The 15,952-nt window shown below is 63.9% G+C and carries 17 protein-coding genes; 15 read left to right on the plus strand and 2 right to left on the minus strand.

Going from position 1 to position 15,952, the window contains the following annotated elements; genetic code table 11:
* Positions 1–183 precede the first annotated feature (183 nt).
* Positions 184–1,086, minus strand: coding sequence for a LysR family transcriptional regulator (locus tag NOX35_RS15530; RefSeq protein WP_003067507.1), 903 nt, complete (start codon positions 1,084–1,086; stop codon positions 184–186).
* 23 nt (positions 1,087–1,109) lie between these two features.
* Positions 1,110–1,658 (minus strand): MarR family winged helix-turn-helix transcriptional regulator, encoded by a 549-nt coding sequence (locus NOX35_RS15535; protein WP_034409945.1) that lies wholly within the window; start codon positions 1,656–1,658, stop codon positions 1,110–1,112.
* A 273-nt stretch (positions 1,659–1,931) separates the two neighbouring features.
* Between NOX35_RS15535 and NOX35_RS15540 the strand changes: the two genes are divergently transcribed.
* The 15 genes from NOX35_RS15540 (at position 1,932) to NOX35_RS15610 (ending at position 15,945) form a co-directional block, all read left to right on the plus strand.
* On the plus strand, positions 1,932–3,059 hold the full coding sequence (locus NOX35_RS15540; protein WP_256493892.1) for a cupin domain-containing protein: 1,128 nt from the start codon (positions 1,932–1,934) through the stop codon (positions 3,057–3,059).
* A 142-nt stretch (positions 3,060–3,201) separates the two neighbouring features.
* Positions 3,202–3,921: a fumarylacetoacetate hydrolase family protein gene (locus tag NOX35_RS15545; RefSeq protein ID WP_256493893.1), complete on the plus strand. Its 720-nt coding sequence runs from the start codon at positions 3,202–3,204 to the stop codon at positions 3,919–3,921.
* A 12-nt stretch (positions 3,922–3,933) separates the two neighbouring features.
* On the plus strand, positions 3,934–4,578 hold the full coding sequence (gene maiA / locus NOX35_RS15550) for a maleylacetoacetate isomerase (protein ID WP_256493895.1): 645 nt from the start codon (positions 3,934–3,936) through the stop codon (positions 4,576–4,578).
* Between the two features lie 163 nt (positions 4,579–4,741).
* Entirely contained in the window at positions 4,742–5,689 is a 948-nt protein-coding gene (locus tag NOX35_RS15555) for a tripartite tricarboxylate transporter substrate binding protein (RefSeq protein ID WP_256493896.1), read from the plus strand.
* 392 nt (positions 5,690–6,081) lie between these two features.
* Positions 6,082–6,750, plus strand: coding sequence for a hypothetical protein (locus tag NOX35_RS15560; RefSeq protein ID WP_256493897.1), 669 nt, complete (start codon positions 6,082–6,084; stop codon positions 6,748–6,750).
* A gap of 212 nt (positions 6,751–6,962) precedes the next feature.
* Entirely contained in the window at positions 6,963–8,486 is a 1,524-nt protein-coding gene (locus tag NOX35_RS15565) for a CoA-acylating methylmalonate-semialdehyde dehydrogenase (protein ID WP_256493898.1), read from the plus strand.
* A gap of 82 nt (positions 8,487–8,568) precedes the next feature.
* Positions 8,569–9,042: a lysozyme inhibitor LprI family protein gene (locus NOX35_RS15570; RefSeq protein WP_256493899.1), complete on the plus strand. Its 474-nt coding sequence runs from the start codon at positions 8,569–8,571 to the stop codon at positions 9,040–9,042.
* A complete protein-coding gene (locus NOX35_RS15575) occupies positions 9,039–9,530 on the plus strand; it encodes a lysozyme inhibitor LprI family protein (RefSeq protein WP_256493900.1) in 492 nt (163 codons plus the stop codon). Before NOX35_RS15570 ends, NOX35_RS15575 begins: the two co-directional genes overlap by 4 nt.
* 54 nt (positions 9,531–9,584) lie before the next feature.
* Positions 9,585–10,751 (plus strand): acyl-CoA dehydrogenase family protein, encoded by a 1,167-nt coding sequence (locus NOX35_RS15580; RefSeq protein WP_256493901.1) that lies wholly within the window; start codon positions 9,585–9,587, stop codon positions 10,749–10,751.
* Positions 10,752–10,782: 31 nt separating this feature from the next.
* Positions 10,783–11,286, plus strand: coding sequence for a TfoX/Sxy family protein (locus tag NOX35_RS15585; RefSeq protein ID WP_256493902.1), 504 nt, complete (start codon positions 10,783–10,785; stop codon positions 11,284–11,286).
* 18 nt (positions 11,287–11,304) lie between these two features.
* On the plus strand, positions 11,305–11,724 hold the full coding sequence (locus NOX35_RS15590) for a DUF488 domain-containing protein (protein ID WP_012838776.1): 420 nt from the start codon (positions 11,305–11,307) through the stop codon (positions 11,722–11,724).
* Positions 11,725–11,795: 71 nt separating this feature from the next.
* Positions 11,796–12,692 (plus strand): 3-hydroxyisobutyrate dehydrogenase, encoded by an 897-nt coding sequence (mmsB, locus tag NOX35_RS15595; protein ID WP_256493903.1) that lies wholly within the window; start codon positions 11,796–11,798, stop codon positions 12,690–12,692.
* 4 nt (positions 12,693–12,696) lie between these two features.
* Positions 12,697–13,029: a cupin gene (locus tag NOX35_RS15600; RefSeq protein WP_256493904.1), complete on the plus strand. Its 333-nt coding sequence runs from the start codon at positions 12,697–12,699 to the stop codon at positions 13,027–13,029.
* A gap of 272 nt (positions 13,030–13,301) precedes the next feature.
* Positions 13,302–14,390: a saccharopine dehydrogenase family protein gene (locus NOX35_RS15605; RefSeq protein WP_256493906.1), complete on the plus strand. Its 1,089-nt coding sequence runs from the start codon at positions 13,302–13,304 to the stop codon at positions 14,388–14,390.
* Positions 14,391–14,424: 34 nt separating this feature from the next.
* Positions 14,425–15,945 (plus strand): aldehyde dehydrogenase family protein, encoded by a 1,521-nt coding sequence (locus NOX35_RS15610; RefSeq protein ID WP_256493907.1) that lies wholly within the window; start codon positions 14,425–14,427, stop codon positions 15,943–15,945.
* The last annotated feature ends 7 nt before the right edge of the window (positions 15,946–15,952 follow it).

Consider the following 15,952-nt stretch of genomic DNA (forward strand, 5'->3'; position numbering starts at 1 on the left):
AGTATATGCGTGCAATCTGCGCTGTTATCAAGGCGATGGCGGCGGCATCCATCGGCGCTCAGGGCTACTCATGCCTGACTCCCAACTGGTCTGGCAGCGCAGATCAGCCTCCATGCAGCGCATGGAAGCAGGGTCAAATCAGAAGCCAGGCCGCCTCCATGAAGAGCAAGACGCCATCAAAAATCATGCATCCGGCAATAGCAGCTTCTGCATGCCTTGCACGGCATCGCGCAGAAAGCTCCAGGTCGTGGCTATGCGCGGAATCTGGCGCGACTCCACGGGCATGCTCATCCAGAAGGTGCGAGTGAAACAAGCCTGCTCGGGCAGCACGCGGCTCAGTATCGGGTCCTTGTCGGCCACAAATGCCGGCAGCACGGCCAGACCCGCACCGGCACGCACGGCCTCGTATTGAGCAGTGATGCTGGTGCTGCGCAGCGCAAAACGCTCGGGCCGGTGCAAGGTATCCAGCAATTGCAGCTCGCGCGTGAACAGCAGATCGTCCACATAGTGCACAAAGCTGTGATGGCGCAGATCCTCGGTTCTGGCCACCAAGGGCTTGCGCGCCAGATATTCACGCTGGCCGTATAGATAGAGCCGATAGTCGGTCAGCTTGGTGACCACGACCGAGCCGCGCTTGGGCCGCTCCAGCGAGATGACGATATCGGCCTCGCGGCTGGACAGATGCAGCATGCGCGGCAGCGCCAGCAGGTCAACGCTGAGCAGCGGGTAGCGCAGCGTGAGCCTGGCGAGCTCAGAGGCCAGCATCTGCGTGCCAAAGCCTTCGGTGGCCCCCACCCGTACCAGCCCGGCCAGCCCCTCGGCGGTCGCAGCATGCGCGAGGGGGCCCCGCTCCAGCCCGTCAACCGCGCTTTGCATGGTGTTGGTCACTTCCTGCAACTGCCGCCCGGCCTCGGTCAGCCGCCACTGGCCGCCTTCGCGCGCAAACAGTACGGCACCGAGCTGCTTTTCCAGCGCCTGAATGCGCCGCGACACCGTGGTGTGCTCGACTCCCATGCGCCGCGCAGCCGCCGCCATGCTGCCGCTGCGCGCCAGTTCACCAAAAAAACGCAGATGGTCCCAGTCCAATGTCTTTCCTTGCGATCCGTGGTTCAGTCGTTCACGCTACCCTGCACCTTGCCCGTAAGGCCCTTGACCGCCTTGACGGCAGCACTGCGCTTGCGCTCGGCACTGCGCTGGGCCACCGCACTCGGGGCGCGCGCGAACTCGTCGTTCTCGTGAATCAGCAGCGACAGCATTTCCATGAACTGCGCCCGTTTGTCGTCAGGAAGAGGCTCCAGCATGCGGCGCTGAGCGCGCAGCACCGAAGGCTCGGCGGCCACCAGCAAGCCGCGCCCCTCTTCGGTCAGGCTCAGCAGGCGCACACGCCGATCGGCAGGGCTGGCGTTGCGCGCCATCAGGCCGCGCGCTTCCAGGCGGTCGATCACGCTGCCTATGGTGGAGGTGTCGAAGCCGATATTGCGTGCCAGCGTGCGCTGGTCGATGCCCGGCTGACGCAGCACGGCCGACAGGGCCGCGTATTGCACGGGCGTCACGCCGAATTCCTCGGTCTCTTCCATGAACACGGCTACGGCGATCTGCTGCAGCCTGCGGATGTGATAGCCGGGATAGTTTTCTAGTTCTGCGGGTTGGTATTGCATGTCTTGAGTGGCCGACGCCGGGCCCGCCCTGCCGTGCAGCAGTTGAGGGGCCATGACTGAAAGACCCCGATATTCGCACGACTGCCGCCTCGATTCGAGCCAGGCCTGCTACCGGGTTTAACCCAATCATCGCTGATGCAGATCAACATTATGCTAATCATCAGTGTGCTGTTTATTTGATTTACAGCCTCTCTTTGACCCCATTCCAGGCCGCAAGCCGCCAGATCAGGCAGCAACGCACTGCCAAGCAGATACCAAAGAAAGAAACAAACCATGAGCCTTGCGCAAGCCCAGCCCTCACCGGTCAAGCTCACGGCCCGCGACGCCCCCGGCCAACCCGAGCCCACAGCAGCGCTTGCGCAGTTGTACCGAGGTTTCGAGCAGGAAATGCTGGTGCCGCTGTGGACGGAAATCGGCGGCCTGATGCCTGCCCATCCCAAAAGCCAGGCCGCCGCGCATCTGTGGCGCTGGGAGAATCTGCTCAAGCTGGCGAATGAAGCCGGTCGCATCGTCCCCGTGGGCCGGGGCGGCGAGCGCCGCGCGATTGCGCTGGCCAATCCGGCGCTGGGCGGCCGCCCGTTTGCCACGCCCACGCTGTGGGCTGCCATCCAGTACCTGATGCCTGGCGAAGATGCGCCCGAGCATCGCCACACTCAGCATGCCTTTCGCTTTGTGGTCGAAGGCGAAGGCGTGTGGACCGTGGTCAACGGCGACTCGATCCGCATGTCGCGCGGCGACTTTCTGCCCCAGGGCGGCTGGAACTGGCACGCCCACCACAATGCGGCCAGCCAGCCCATGGCCTGGATAGACGGGCTGGATATTCCGTTTGCCTATTACACAGAGTCCCAGTTCTTCGAGCATGGCCGCCTGCATCTGGACCCGCAGGAGCGAGCCACGCCCGAGTTCTCGCGCTCCGAGCGCCTCTGGGGTCATCCCGGACTGAGCCCTGTGGCTCACCTGCAGGACAGCCCAACCACGCCTTTGCTGGCCTACCGCTGGGTGGATACCGACCGCGCGCTGACCGAGCAACTGGCGCTCGAAGCCGAAGGCCATGCCGCCACCGTCAGCCCCGGCCATGCCGCCGTGCGCTACACCAACCCCAGCAACGGCCGCGATGTGCTGCCCACCATTCGCTGCGAAATGCACCGCGTAGCCTGCGGCGCCAGCACCCGGGCCAAGCGCGAAGTGGGCTCTGCCGTCTTCCAGGTCTTTGACGGCCAGGGCACGGTGACCGTGGGCGAGCGCCAATGGCAGGTACGGCGCGGCGACATGTTTGTCGTGCCCTCCTGGCAGCTGTTCAGCGCGCAATGCGATGCCGACCAGCCGCAGCTGGATCTGTTCCGTTTTGCCGATACGCCGATTTTCGAGGCCGTCCACGCCTACAGGGCGGATACCCCCTGAGCCGCTTCGTGTCTTCCCCCTCAAAGGGGACGACAGCCTTTGCTGCGGGGCGGCGGTGCCGCCCAGGCCCTTGCTGGCTGTCTCACACATGGAACGCGTCTTTTTCAAGCACCTAGTCACCGATACCCATCAGGAATCACACATGACCCAAGCCAACTACAACGACAACTATCTCTGGGCTCCGTCCCCCGTGCAGTCCCTGCCCGTGCGCGGCAGCGAGCAACGCCTGCCCGTCAACCGCCTGTTCTTTGTGGGCCGCAACTACCACGCCCATGCACTGGAGATGGGCCGTCCCGTGGACAAAAGCGTCGAGCGCCCCTTTTATTTCACCAAGGCCCCACAGACGCTGACCGAATCGGGCGCCACCGTGGCCTATCCCCCCGAGACCAGCAACTACCACTTCGAGATGGAGCTGGTCGTGGCCATCGGCAAGCCGGGCTTTCGCATTCCTGCCGACCAAGCCCATGAGCACATATACGGCTATGCCTGCGGCCTGGACATGACACGCCGCGATCTGCAGCTGGTGGCACGCGACAAGGGCCGCCCCTGGGATCTGGGCAAGGATGTGGAGCAGTCCTCCGTCGCCAGCGAAATCGTGCCCATGGCCGGCAAGGTGATCGAATCCGGCCTCATCGAGCTGAGCGTCAACGGTCAGCTCAAGCAGCAGTCCGATGTGAACAAGCTGATCTGGAACATCCGCGAAATCATTGCCGATCTGTCGCTGTTCTATCACCTGCAGGCCGGCGATCTGATCTACACGGGCACGCCCGAGGGCGTGGGTGCGGTGTTGCCCGGCGACCAAATCACCGGCCGCGTGGAAGGCGTGGGCGAGATTGCCCTGAGCGTGGGCCAGCCCGAGTAAGGCGCGCAGACCATGAAGCTCTACAGCTTTTTTCGCAGCGGCACCTCGCACCGCCTGCGCATCGCACTCAAGCTCAAGGGCCTCACGCCCGACTACCTCCCTGTCGATCTGCGTTTGGACGAGCAGGCAGAAGCGCCTTTCAAGCGCATCAACCCGCAAGGCCTGGTACCCGCGCTGGTGCTGGACAGCGGCGAAACGCTGATCCAGTCGCCCGCCATCATCGAATGGCTGGAAGAGCGCTACCCCGAGCCCGCGCTGCTGCCTGCCGACCCTGAGGCCCGCGCCCATGTGCGCGCTATGGCGGCCATCGTGGGCTGTGATGTGCACCCCATCAACAACCGCCGCATCCTGCAGACCCTGCGCCAGCAGTTCGGTGCCGACGAGACCGCCATCAACGCCTGGTGCGCCACCTGGATCACGGCGGGCTTCGACGCCATCGAAGCCTTGCTGGCACAGGACGACACACGCGGCAGCTTCTGCTTCGGCAAGGCCCCCGGCCTGGCCGATGTCTATCTGATTCCGCAGGTCGAGAGCGCACGCCGCTTTGGCGTGGATCTGGCCCGCTGGCCGCTGATCAGCGCCGTGGATGCTGCCTGCAGCGCCCTGCCCGCCTTTTCCCAGGCAGCGCCTCTGGCCCAGCCGGACGCCCCGCAATAGACCCGTCCCCTGCGGCCGCGCCCGGACGCGGCTGCCCAGCAACGCTTTGCAGTCCCTAAAAAACACCCACCGGAGACAAACTGTGAAATACAAGCAAAATCAGAACAAAATCCAATCCACACATACGCTAACAGCTATCAAAACAATAGTTTCCGCCACCGCTATGCTGGCCGCAGCCGGCCAGGCGCTGGCCCAGGGTGATTCCTCCAGCTATCCCAATCGCCCCGTGACCGTGGTCACGGCCTTTGCCGTGGGCAGCGGTCCCGATGCCGTGCTGCGCATCGTTGGCGAAAAGCTGGCCCAGCGCTGGAAACAGGGCGTGACCGTGGACAACCGCCCCGGTGGCGGCGGCTTTGTCGCCATCGAGTACGCACGCCGCGCCAAGCCCGATGGCTATACCCTGCTGCAACTGGACAGCGAACATATCTCGGCCCTGCCCTATCTCTACAAGAACAAGAACTTCAACACGCTGAGCCACTTCGACCCCGTGGCCCCGCTGTTCCTGACTCCTTTCTTTGTAGCCGTCCCCACGAATTCACCGTGGAAGAACATGGGCGACCTGATCAAGTCCGCCAAGGCCGAGCCCGGCAAGATCAGCTACGGCTCCTGGGGTGTGGGCAGCCCCGGCCATCTGGGCGGCGAATGGCTGGACTATCTGACCGGCAGCAAGATGACCCATGTGCCTTACCGCGAGGTCAGCCAGTTGTTCACCTCGGTCGCCAACGGGGACCCGACCTGGAGCTTTGCCAGCCTGCCCTCCAGCCAGGGCATCTACAAAAGCGGCAAGATCCGCTATCTGGCCGTGGCCGCACCCAAGCGCATCGCGCAAATGCCGGACGTGCCGACAGTCGCCGAAGCTGGCGGCCCCGCCGAGCTGGATGTGAACTCCTTTGTCTCCCTGCTCAGCCCCAAGGGCGTGGATGCCGCCGTGCGCGACAAGATCCGCAGCGATGTGGTAGCCGTGCTGCAGGACCCGCAGGTCAAAGAGAAGTTCTCCACCTTCGCCTTCCAGCCCATGAGCTTCACCGTGCCGGAGATGCAGCAATTTGCCAAGAAGAAGTCCGAGCAATACAAGCTGCTGATTGAAAAAGCCCAGATCAGCCTGGATTGAGAGCCGCCTGCGGCCATCCCTAAAACCCGGCTCGGACACAGCCCCACAACCCTCAAAAGCCCCGTCAGCATCGGCTGCACGGGGCTTTTTGCTGGCCGCACCGACACTGGACAGCAGACGCGGCACAGGGCCTGCCGTTCCCGAGCCCGTTGCAGCGCGGCTCCAGCATGCCCGCAAAAATGCTAGCAAGCCGGGGTTACACTTGTTGCGAGGCATTTCTCCGGATTTCCATCCCACGTCTAGAACGCCCGCATGCCATGAGCCCCCGCTGATAAGCATCAGGGCTGTTCGGCAGCTTCCCGCCCAAGCCGCAGCGCCGTCTGTCTGCCAGGGCTTCATGCTGTTTTCATGTGACTCCACGTGATTCAGCCCCTTCAAATCGTTATAAAAATATGAACAATTCCATCAAGACTGCCATCGCTTTTTTGCTGCTTCCCCTGGCGGCAGTTTCGCAGGCGGCCGAGCCGCCTTCGCCCATTGCTGCTGCAGAGCTGTATATCCGCACCCTGGTCAATCACGACGAGCAGGCCATCAGCCAGCTCAATGACTATCTGCGCCCGGACCGCCTGCGCTCGGGCCGCAGTGCGGACTACGCCAACGCCGCCGAACTCAAGCAAGCCGACAAGGACTTCCCGCGTGAAGTCACCGACATGGCCCTGCCCTTGTTCCCCGAGGCACAGCGCAACGCCCTGCGTGCGCCCGTGGAAAGCCTGATGAGCACGGTGCAAAAGGCGCGCCAGCAATCGCAGTGCAAGACCGTCTCGGCCACCAAACCCAAGCTCGACAAGCATGGCGTGCTCAATACCGAGGTGAAGTTCAGCTGCCAGCTGGTCAAGACTCCCGAGACCTGGGCCGAGGGCATTCAACGCATGGTGCGCAACAAGCTCAGCCTGGATCAGGTGCAGGGCGAACTCAAGAAGCTGCAAGCTGCATACTCAGCCCCCGCCAGCCACACCTACGAGGGCGTACTTTCCCTTGGCATGGTGCCCAAGGACAAGGACAAGGCCTGGCGCAACGACTTCGCGAGCGAAGCCTTTGACGAGATGTTCAGCGAGCTCTAAGAGCACCTAAGAATGGCAAAAGGGCCCGAGTGGGCCCTTTTGCATTTTGCCGCCGCAGGTACTGCTGCCATGCCTGCACGACAAGCTCCAAAGCGCTGGCAGACATAGCATCCACTTGTGCACATTTGCACACCCTATGTGCAGTGTTTGCTATTGCTATGGCAAATCCGCACACATACCATGAGGAACGAATTCACCAACGGAGACACCTCATGAACGCACCGACTTCCGCCAAGGTTCTGGCGCCCACGGTCAAGCTGCTCATCAACGGGCAGATGGTCGAATCCAAAACCACCCAATGGCGCGATGTGGTCAACCCCGCGACCCAGGAAGTGCTGGCGCGCGTACCGTTCGCCACGCCCGACGAGGTCAACGCCGCCGTGGCCAATGCCAAGCAGGCGTTCAAGGCCTGGAAGAAGACCCCCATCGGCGCACGCGCCCGCATCTTTCTGAAGCTGCAGCAGCTGATTCGCGAGAACATGAAGGAGCTGGCCGCCCTGCTGACGGCCGAACAGGGCAAGACCCTGCCCGACGCCGAAGGCGATGTCTTCCGCGGCCTGGAAGTCGTGGAACATGCGGCCAATATCGGTACGCTGCAACTGGGCGAGCTGGCCAACAATGTGGCCAACGGCGTCGATACCTATACGCTGAACCAGCCGCTGGGCGTGTGCGCAGGCATCACTCCCTTCAACTTCCCGGCCATGATTCCGCTGTGGATGTTCCCCATGGCCATCGCCACGGGCAATACCTTCATCCTCAAGCCCTCCGAGCAGGACCCCATCGTCACCATGCGCCTGGCCGAGCTGGCACTGGAAGCCGGCGTGCCTCCCGGCGTGCTCAATGTGATCCACGGCGGCGAGGACGTGGTCAACGCCATCTGCGACCACCCCGATATCAAGGCCATCAGCTTTGTGGGCTCGACCAAGGTCGGCACCCATGTCTACAACCGCGCCAGCCTCAACGGCAAGCGCGTGCAATGCATGATGGGCGCCAAGAACCACGCCATCGTCATGCCCGACGCCAACAAGGAACAGTCGCTCAACGCACTGCTGGGCGCGGCCTTCGGTGCGGCCGGCCAGCGTTGCATGGCGGTCTCCGTGGCCGTTCTGGTGGGAGAAGCCCGTAACTGGATTCCCGATCTGGTGGCCAAGTCCAAGACCCTCAAGGTCAGTGGCGGCACCGAGCCCGGCACCGATGTCGGCCCTCTGGTGAGCTGCGCGGCCCTGTCGCGTGTCGAAGGCCTGATCGAGCGCGGTCTGGCCGACGGCGCCACGCTGGAGCTGGACGGCCGCAAACCCGAGGTAGCCGGCTATGCCAAGGGCAATTTTGTCGGCCCCACCATCTTCAGCGGCGTCAAGCCCGGCATGAGCATCTACGAGCAGGAAGTCTTCGGCCCCGTGCTGTGTCTGGTCGCTGCCGAGGACATCGATCAGGCCATCGAGTTCATCAACGCCAACCCCAATGGCAACGGCACGGCCATCTTCACCCAATCGGGTGCGGCCGCGCGCAAGTTCCAGGAAGAGATCGATGTGGGCCAGGTCGGCATCAATGTGCCCATCCCCGTGCCCGTGCCGCTGTTCTCGTTCACGGGCAGCCGTGCCTCCAAGCTGGGCGACCTGGGCCCCTACGGCAAGCAGGTGGTCATGTTCTACACCCAGACCAAGACCGTCACGGCACGCTGGTTCGACGACAGCACCACCAGCCACGGCGTGAACACCACCATCAGCCTCAAGTAAGCCTTCCATGAAACCCGACAGTGCAGCCCTGCCTCTTGCCAGGCCCGGGCTGCGCTGTGCGGCTTTGCCGATGATGGCTGGCATGTACGTTCAAGAATTGTCACGCTCCTCACCCCTGCGCCCTGCCGCAAACATATCTCACAGCCCCGCACGGCGGCTGACCCGTCTGTGCGCCCTGGTTGCCGGCAGCCTGCTGATTGCCCATCTGTCTGTGGCCTCGGCCCAGGAAAACGAACCGGCCCCGCTGCACTGCCCCGCAGATCAGCCACTGTCTCTTGCCTGTCTTGAGCAACAGGCCCAGGTCCTGGAGCGGGGCATGCAGGTGCTCTACCTGTACCTGCAGCGCCAGTTGCCGCAGGCCAGCGCCCAGGCCCTGCAAACCGAACAGGACGACTGGACACAGCGGCGCGACCGGCGCTGCCAGCCCAATGGCTATGTCCATGAAGCCGAAGACATGGCTGCTTGCCGCATCGGCATGGCCCTGAGCCGGGTCAAGGACTTCAAGAACAACTGGTCTCCGCTGGCGAAACAGGCTCAAGGGGAAAAACAGCCATGAACCGGCTCACCCCACACCGATTGCGCCTGCAGACCACCACGGGCTGCGATGATGCGGGCATGACGATCCGCATTCAGAAAATCAGGCAACTGCGGCCTGCGACCATCGACGCCAAATCGCTTGCAGCTCTTCTTATTGCTGCAAGCTTGAGCCAGCACGCCCTGGCCCAGGCCGGAGCCGACTGCGTGGCCGGCGGCACCACGGCCCAGACCAATGCCTGTGCCATCAAGGATTTCCAGCAAGCCGACACCGACCACCAGATTCTCTACGGCGACGTGATGCGTGCGCTATCGGCCCATGAGCGCCCCGCCCTGCGCAAGGAGCAAGGCGAATGGAGCCGCCAGCGCATTACCCAGTGCAAGCAGGCCACAAAGGCCTTTGAAGCGCAGCCCGATTGGCCCAGCCGCTACCACGGCTGTCTGGTGCAGCAGATCACGGCCCGCGATGCGGTGCTCAAACGCTGGCTGCACCAGGGGCCGCCGGACTGAGCTGCAAAGCCGTCAGGGGCCAGAAGACGAATAGAACAAAAAAGGAGACACGAAATGGACTTTGAACTCAGCGAAGATCAACGCGCATTTGCCGATACCGCCCGTGCTTTTGCGCAGGCCGAGCTGGCGCCGCATGCGGCCGAGTGGGACCGCGAACACATCTTCCCGCGCGATGCGATTGCCAAGGCCGGCGAGCTGGGCTTCTGTGGCCTCTATGCTCCGGAGAGCATCGGCGGCCTGGCCCTGCCACGACTCGATGCAACGCTGGTCTTCGAAGAAATGGCGGCCGTCGATCCATCGACCACGGCCTTCATCACCATCCACAACATGGCGACCTGGATGCTGGGAACCTGGGCCACCGACGCCGTGCGCGCCGAATGGGGCGAGCAGCTCACCAGCGGCAGCAAGCTGGCCAGCTACTGCCTGACCGAGCCCGGCGCGGGTTCGGATGCGGCCTCGCTCAAGACCCGGGCCGAACTGGTCGGCAACGAATACATCGTCAACGGCAGCAAGGCCTTCATCAGCGGCGCGGGCAGCACCGATGTGCTGGTGCTGATGGCAAGAACCGGCGATGCCGGCTCCGGGGCTTCGGGCATCTCGGCCTTTGCCGTGCCTGCCGATGCAGCCGGCGTGAGCTATGGCAAAAAGGAAGAGAAGATGGGCTGGAACAGCCAGCCCACGCGCGTCATCAGCTTCGACAATGTGCGCATTCCCGCACACAACCTGCTGGGCCGCGAGGGCGAAGGCTTCAAGATAGCCATGAAGGGCCTGGACGGAGGGCGCATCAATATCGCCACCTGCTCGGTGGGCGCAGCCCAGGGCGCGCTGACCCAGGCCCAGCAGTACATGCAGGAGCGCAAGCAGTTCGGCAAGTCCATTGCGAGCTTTCAGGCCCTGCAGTTCAAGCTGGCCGACATGGCGACCGAGCTGGTCGCAGCGCGGCAGATGGTGCGCCTGGCAGCCTCCAAGCTGGACGCCGGTGCGCGTGATGCATCGACCTACTGCGCCATGGCCAAGCGCTTTGCCACCGATGCCGGCTTCATGGTCTGCAACGAGGCCCTGCAGCTGCATGGCGGCTATGGCTATATCCGCGAATACCCGCTGGAGCGTCTGATGCGCGATGCCCGCGTGCACCAGATTCTGGAAGGCACGAACGAAATCATGCGCGTCATCATTGCCAGGCGCATGCTGGAGGGCGATGCTCCGGAGGTCATTCGCTAAGCTGCTGCCACCACGCAACGCAAGGATTGTCATGCCCGCCAAGCCCATCGCCCCTGAAACCCTGCAGCTCATAGATGCCGTGCGCGATGCGCTGCAGGATTGCACAGCCGTGGAAGAGAAAACCATGTTTGGCTGCCATGTGTTCATGGTCGACGGCAAGATGTGCCTGGGCGTGGAAAACGACGAGTTGCTGGTGCGCCTGCCCCCCGCCAGTCATGCGCAGATCGCGGAGATGCCGGGCGTGCGCCCGCTGTCCTCACACGGGCTGATGGACGGCTACTTTCTCGTCGGCCCCACGGGCTACGCCAGGCGTGAACAGTGGCAGCACTGGATCAGCGAAGCCCTGGCCTTCAATCCGCTGGCAAAGGCCACGCCAAAACGCAAGACCGGCAGCAAGACCGATGGCAAGAAGCCGGGCGATGGAGAAAACCCCGGCGCTCAAGGCTCCAGCAGCGGGCGTAAGCGCACCAGGGCAGCCTCGAAACCGGCTGATGCCGACGCCCCCAGAAAACATCCTATTTTCGACAGCGAATAAGCACAAAGGACTGACCTCATGGCCATACGCATAGTCCAGCTAGGCAGCGAACGCGCCCCCGACGAGGGCCTGCGCATAGGTACGGTGCGCAGACCGCCGCGCGGCGTACCCAAGGCCGAGTTCGCAAGCCGCAACTACTACGACTGCTGGTATCCCGAGCTCTCGCCCGAGGTGGAGCTGATGCAGCAGGCCCTGGAGGCCATCAAGCTGCGCACGGCCGGCCAGGAGGCACAGGCCGACAAGCTCTGGAAGCAGTTTGAAAAGCAGTTTCGCAAGCAACTGGCCGAGCCCGCAGCCGATCGCACCCTGGGCCTGCTTGCAGCCTTGTCGCATAGCTCGGCCTTTTCTCTGGGCTGCTACTGCGACGACGAGGCGCATTGTCATCGCAGCATCTTGCGCAGCCTGCTCGCTGACAAGGGCGCCATTCTCAAGAATTAAGCGAAAACCAATCAATCGCTTATGGATAAAGCGCTAGACGCTATCAATTCAATAACAGCAAGGAGACAGACATGCAAATCGCTTTCATCGGTCTGGGCAATATGGGTGCCCCCATGGCCGTCAATCTGGCCAAGGCCGGCCACAGTGTCAAAGCCTTCGACCTGAGCCAGGAGGCCATCGCCAAGGTCGTGGCCGCCGGAGCACAGGCGGCCTCGAGTGCCCAGGAAGCCGTGCAAGGCGCCGAAACCGTCATCACCATGCTGCCCGCCAGCCAGCATGTAGAGAGCCTGTTCCTGGGCCGCGACGGTGCGGCCGGTCTGCTCGCGCACATCGCCAAGGGCACGCTGGTCATCGACAGCTCCACCATTGCCGCGGCCACCAGCCAGAAGGTAGCCAAGGCGGCCCAGGCAGCGGGCATCGACTTCATCGACGCCCCGGTTTCGGGCGGCACCGGCGGTGCCATTGCCGGCACGCTGACCTTCATGGTGGGCGGCAGCGACGCGCAACTGGCACGCGCCCAGCCATTGCTTGAAAAAATGGGCGCCAATATCTTCCACGCGGGCGGTGTCGGCGCGGGCCAGACGGCCAAGATCTGCAACAACATGCTGCTGGGCATTCTGATGGTGGGCACCAGCGAAGCAATCGCCCTCGGCGTGGCCAACGGCCTGGACCCCAAGGTGCTGTCCGAAATCATGCGTCGCAGCTCGGGCGGCAACTGGGCCCTGGAAAAATACAACCCCTTCCCCGGCGTGCATGAGAACGCGCCGGCCAGCAAGGGCTATGCAGGCGGCTTCGGCACGGACCTGATGCTCAAGGATCTGGGCCTGGCGCAGGATAACGCCACGGCCAACCGCGCCAGCACGCCGCTGGGTGGCATGGCGCGCTCCATCTATGCGGCGCACAGCCTGTCCGGCCACGGCGGCGAAGACTTTTCCAGCATCATCAAGATGCTGCAGAAAAAGGCCTGAGACCATGGCCCTGCCCCACGCCCAACCCGGGGTTCCCGTCGAAGTGCAGCCCTACGGCACTTCGCTGGGAAACCAGAAGACCGCTGCACTGTTCAAGTCCGAAACCCTGGAAGTGATCCGCCTGGTGTTGATGGCAGGCAAGCGCCTGCCTGCGCATCAGGTGCAGGGCGAACTGACGATTCAATGTCTGGAGGGGCGGCTCGCCGTCATCCAGGGCGCAAGCCGCCAGACACTGAGCGCGGGGCAGTTGCTGTTTCTGCCCGCCCAAACCATGCATGAGGTCGAGGCCGAGCTCGACTCCTCGGCCCTGATCACCATCGTGCTGCACAGCCACTAGCCACCAGACCCGGTCGCCGGCCAGCTGACCCCGCTCTGCTGCAGCGGGTATCACAGCGGGCCTCCGGGCTTGAAGCCTGTCAGGCTGTCAGCTCTGACTCCGCAAGCGCTGACAGCTATTCTTTCCGAAGCGGACTGCTCCTGCTGAAGACTCCTTGTCTGCCCACGCAAATCGACTCCTGCTGACGCTTGCCACGGTGGTGCAAATCGCTGCCCTGTGTTTAAGATGGCCCCAGAGGAAGTGATCGCTGCGTTGCTCTCAAGGAGTTCTCCATGATGAAGCTGACTGGACAGAACATTCTCATCCTCGGCGCCGGCAAGATCGGCTCAACGATCGCCGACATGGCTGCCGAGTTGCATGAAGCCACCGTCACGCTGGCCGATATGCAGCCCCCGCCCGGCAGCGACCCGCAGATCCACCCCCTGCAGCTGGATATCGACGACGATGCAGCACTGAGCAGCGCGCTGCAGCAGCACTCGCTGGTCATCAATGCCCTGCCCTTCTTCTGTGCCGAGCGCGTGGCCCGGGCTGCGGCGCGGCAGGGCGTGCATTACTTCGATCTGACCGAGGATGTGGCAGCCATGCGCGCCATACAGGACATTGCGGCGCAGGCGCGCTCGGTGCTGATGCCGCAATGCGGACTGGCACCGGGCCTGATCGGCATGCTGGGTGGGCATCTGGCCCAGCAGTTCGACGAGCTGTTCGATCTGCAGCTGCGCGTGGGTGCGCTCACCCGCCATGCGACAAATGCGCTGCGCTACCACTTCACCTGGAGCGTGGACGGCGTCATCAACGAGTACTGCAAACCCTGCAACACCATCGTCAACGGTCAGCCCATGCTGGTGCCGCCGCTGGAGGGGGTCGAAGCCCTGATTCTGGACGGCGAGAACTTCGAGGCCTTCAACACCTCGGGCGGTCTGGGCACGCTGTGCGAGACGCTGCAGGGCCGCGTGCGCAACCTCAACTACAAGACCATACGCCACCCCGGCCATCGCGATGCCATGCATTTGCTGCTGCACGGCCTGCGCCTGATAGAGCGACGCGATCTGCTGCGCCAGGTGCTCGAAGGCGCGGTGCCCCACAGCCGTGAAGACATGGTGGTGATTGCCGCCATGGCCAGCGGCATGCGCGCGGGCCGGCTGGAGCAGCTGATGCGCGGGGCCCGCATCTTTGGCGCTGCACTGCGCGGCAGACAGCGCACGGCCATAGAGCTGACGACCTCTGCCGGCATGCTGGCCGCCGTGGAGCTATTCGCCACGGGCCAACTGCCGCAGCAAGGCTTTGTGCGCCAGGAACAATGCACGCTGGCCGCACTCTCGGGCACCCGCGTGGCCCCCTACTTCGAAGGCCTGCTAGGCTGAGGCCTGTATCTCGAACCATTCAGGAGGGAATGCCATGACTGCCATCTCCGCTGCCGACTTCCAGACCGTGCTGAGCCGCTGCGGCATAGCGCTGCAGGCCCTTGAAGGCAAGGACATCCGCGTGCACTCGCCCATCGACGGCACGGAACTGGCCAGCCTGACCGCCCTGCCCGGCGCTCAGGTGGCGCAAGTCATAGACCATGCAGTCGAGGCGTTCAGGCAATGGCGCCTGGTTCCTGCTCCGGTACGCGGCGAGCTGGTGCGGCTCTGGGGCGAGGAGCTGCGCAGCGCCAAGGCCGATATCGGCCATGTGATTTCCTGCGAGGTCGGCAAGATAGCTCAGGAAGGCCTGGGCGAGGTGCAGGAAGGCGTGGACATCTGCGAATTTGCGCTGGGCCTGTCGCGCCAGCTGCATGGCAAGACCATTGTTTCCGAGCGTCCCGGCCACCGCATCATGGAGCAATATCACCCGCTAGGGCCGGTGGCCATCATCACGGCCTTCAACTTTCCGAGCGCCGTATTTGCGTGGAACGCGGCGATTGCCCTGGTCTGCGGCAACCCGGTGATCTTCAAGCCTTCCGACAAGGCGCCGTTGTCGGGCCTGGCCACCTTCAAGGCACTGGAGCGGGCCATTGCCCGGTTTGGCGACCGGGCTCCGGCAGGTCTGGCGCAGATCGTGCTAGGCGGCGCAGCCGTGGCCGAGGCCCTGGTGGACAGTCCCCGGATTGCACTGGTATCGGCCACGGGGTCGAGCCGTATGGGCCGCACTGTGGGCCCCAAGGTGGCGGCGCGCTTTGGCAAACGCATTCTGGAGCTGGGCGGAAACAACGCCATGGTGGTCACGCCCGCTGCCGATCTGGATCTGGCCGTGCGTGCCATTGTCTTCAGCGCCGTGGGCACGGCCGGCCAGCGCTGCACCTCGCTGCGCCGCCTGATCGTGCACCGCGATGTCAAGCAGCCGCTGCTGGACAGGCTGCTGCCGGCCTACCGCAGCCTGCGCATCGGCAACCCGCTGCAGCCGGACACCCTGGTCGGCCCGCTGATCAACGAGGCATCGTTCGAGGCGCTGCAGCACTCGCTGAGTCAGGCGCTGAAAGACGGCGGCCATTTGCTCACGGGCGGCCAGCGCCAGCTGGAGCAGCAGTTTCCGCAGGGCTTCTATGTGGCTCCGGCGATCGTGGACATGCCGGCGCAGACCGGCATCGTGCGGCACGAGACCTTTGCCCCCCTGCTCTATGTGCTGGGCTACGACGAGCTGGAGCAGGCCATTGCCCTCAATAACGATGTGCCGCAGGGCCTGTCCTCCTGCATCTTCTCCAACGATCTGCGCGAGGTGGAGCTGTTCTTGAGCGCGGCCGGCTCGGACTGCGGCATGGCCAATGTCAACATCGGGCCCAGCGGTGCCGAGATCGGCGGAGCCTTTGGCGGCGAAAAGGAGACTGGCGGCGACCGCGAGAGCGGCTCCGACGCCTGGAAGCAATACATGCGCCGCACGACCAACACCATCAACTACTCGCGCGAGCTGCCACTGGCGCAAGGCATTCAATTCGGCTGAGCCACAG

The sequence above is a fragment of the Comamonas sp. C11 genome (genome assembly GCF_024496285.1).
GTDB lineage: Bacteria > Pseudomonadota > Gammaproteobacteria > Burkholderiales > Burkholderiaceae_C > Comamonas > Comamonas testosteroni_F.

Bases quoted from the DNA above. Each gene is read 5' to 3' on its own strand.
- NOX35_RS15600 (WP_256493904.1), top strand. From the start codon at position 12,697: ATGGCCCTGCCCCACGCCCAACCCGGGGTTCCCGTCGAAGTGCAGCCC.
- NOX35_RS15605 (WP_256493906.1), top strand. From the start codon at position 13,302: ATGATGAAGCTGACTGGACAGAACATTCTCATCCTCGGCGCCGGCAAG.
- NOX35_RS15545 (WP_256493893.1), top strand. From the start codon at position 3,202: ATGACCCAAGCCAACTACAACGACAACTATCTCTGGGCTCCGTCCCCC.
- NOX35_RS15570 (WP_256493899.1), top strand. From the start codon at position 8,569: ATGTACGTTCAAGAATTGTCACGCTCCTCACCCCTGCGCCCTGCCGCA.
- mmsB (WP_256493903.1), top strand. From the start codon at position 11,796: ATGCAAATCGCTTTCATCGGTCTGGGCAATATGGGTGCCCCCATGGCC.
- NOX35_RS15585 (WP_256493902.1), top strand. From the start codon at position 10,783: ATGCCCGCCAAGCCCATCGCCCCTGAAACCCTGCAGCTCATAGATGCC.
- NOX35_RS15565 (WP_256493898.1), top strand. From the start codon at position 6,963: ATGAACGCACCGACTTCCGCCAAGGTTCTGGCGCCCACGGTCAAGCTG.
- NOX35_RS15560 (WP_256493897.1), top strand. From the start codon at position 6,082: ATGAACAATTCCATCAAGACTGCCATCGCTTTTTTGCTGCTTCCCCTG.
- NOX35_RS15610 (WP_256493907.1), top strand. From the start codon at position 14,425: ATGACTGCCATCTCCGCTGCCGACTTCCAGACCGTGCTGAGCCGCTGC.
- NOX35_RS15535 (WP_034409945.1), bottom strand. From the start codon at position 1,658: ATGCAATACCAACCCGCAGAACTAGAAAACTATCCCGGCTATCACATC.
- NOX35_RS15540 (WP_256493892.1), top strand. From the start codon at position 1,932: ATGAGCCTTGCGCAAGCCCAGCCCTCACCGGTCAAGCTCACGGCCCGC.
- NOX35_RS15555 (WP_256493896.1), top strand. From the start codon at position 4,742: ATGCTGGCCGCAGCCGGCCAGGCGCTGGCCCAGGGTGATTCCTCCAGC.
- NOX35_RS15580 (WP_256493901.1), top strand. From the start codon at position 9,585: ATGGACTTTGAACTCAGCGAAGATCAACGCGCATTTGCCGATACCGCC.
- NOX35_RS15575 (WP_256493900.1), top strand. From the start codon at position 9,039: ATGAACCGGCTCACCCCACACCGATTGCGCCTGCAGACCACCACGGGC.
- maiA (WP_256493895.1), top strand. From the start codon at position 3,934: ATGAAGCTCTACAGCTTTTTTCGCAGCGGCACCTCGCACCGCCTGCGC.
- NOX35_RS15590 (WP_012838776.1), top strand. From the start codon at position 11,305: ATGGCCATACGCATAGTCCAGCTAGGCAGCGAACGCGCCCCCGACGAG.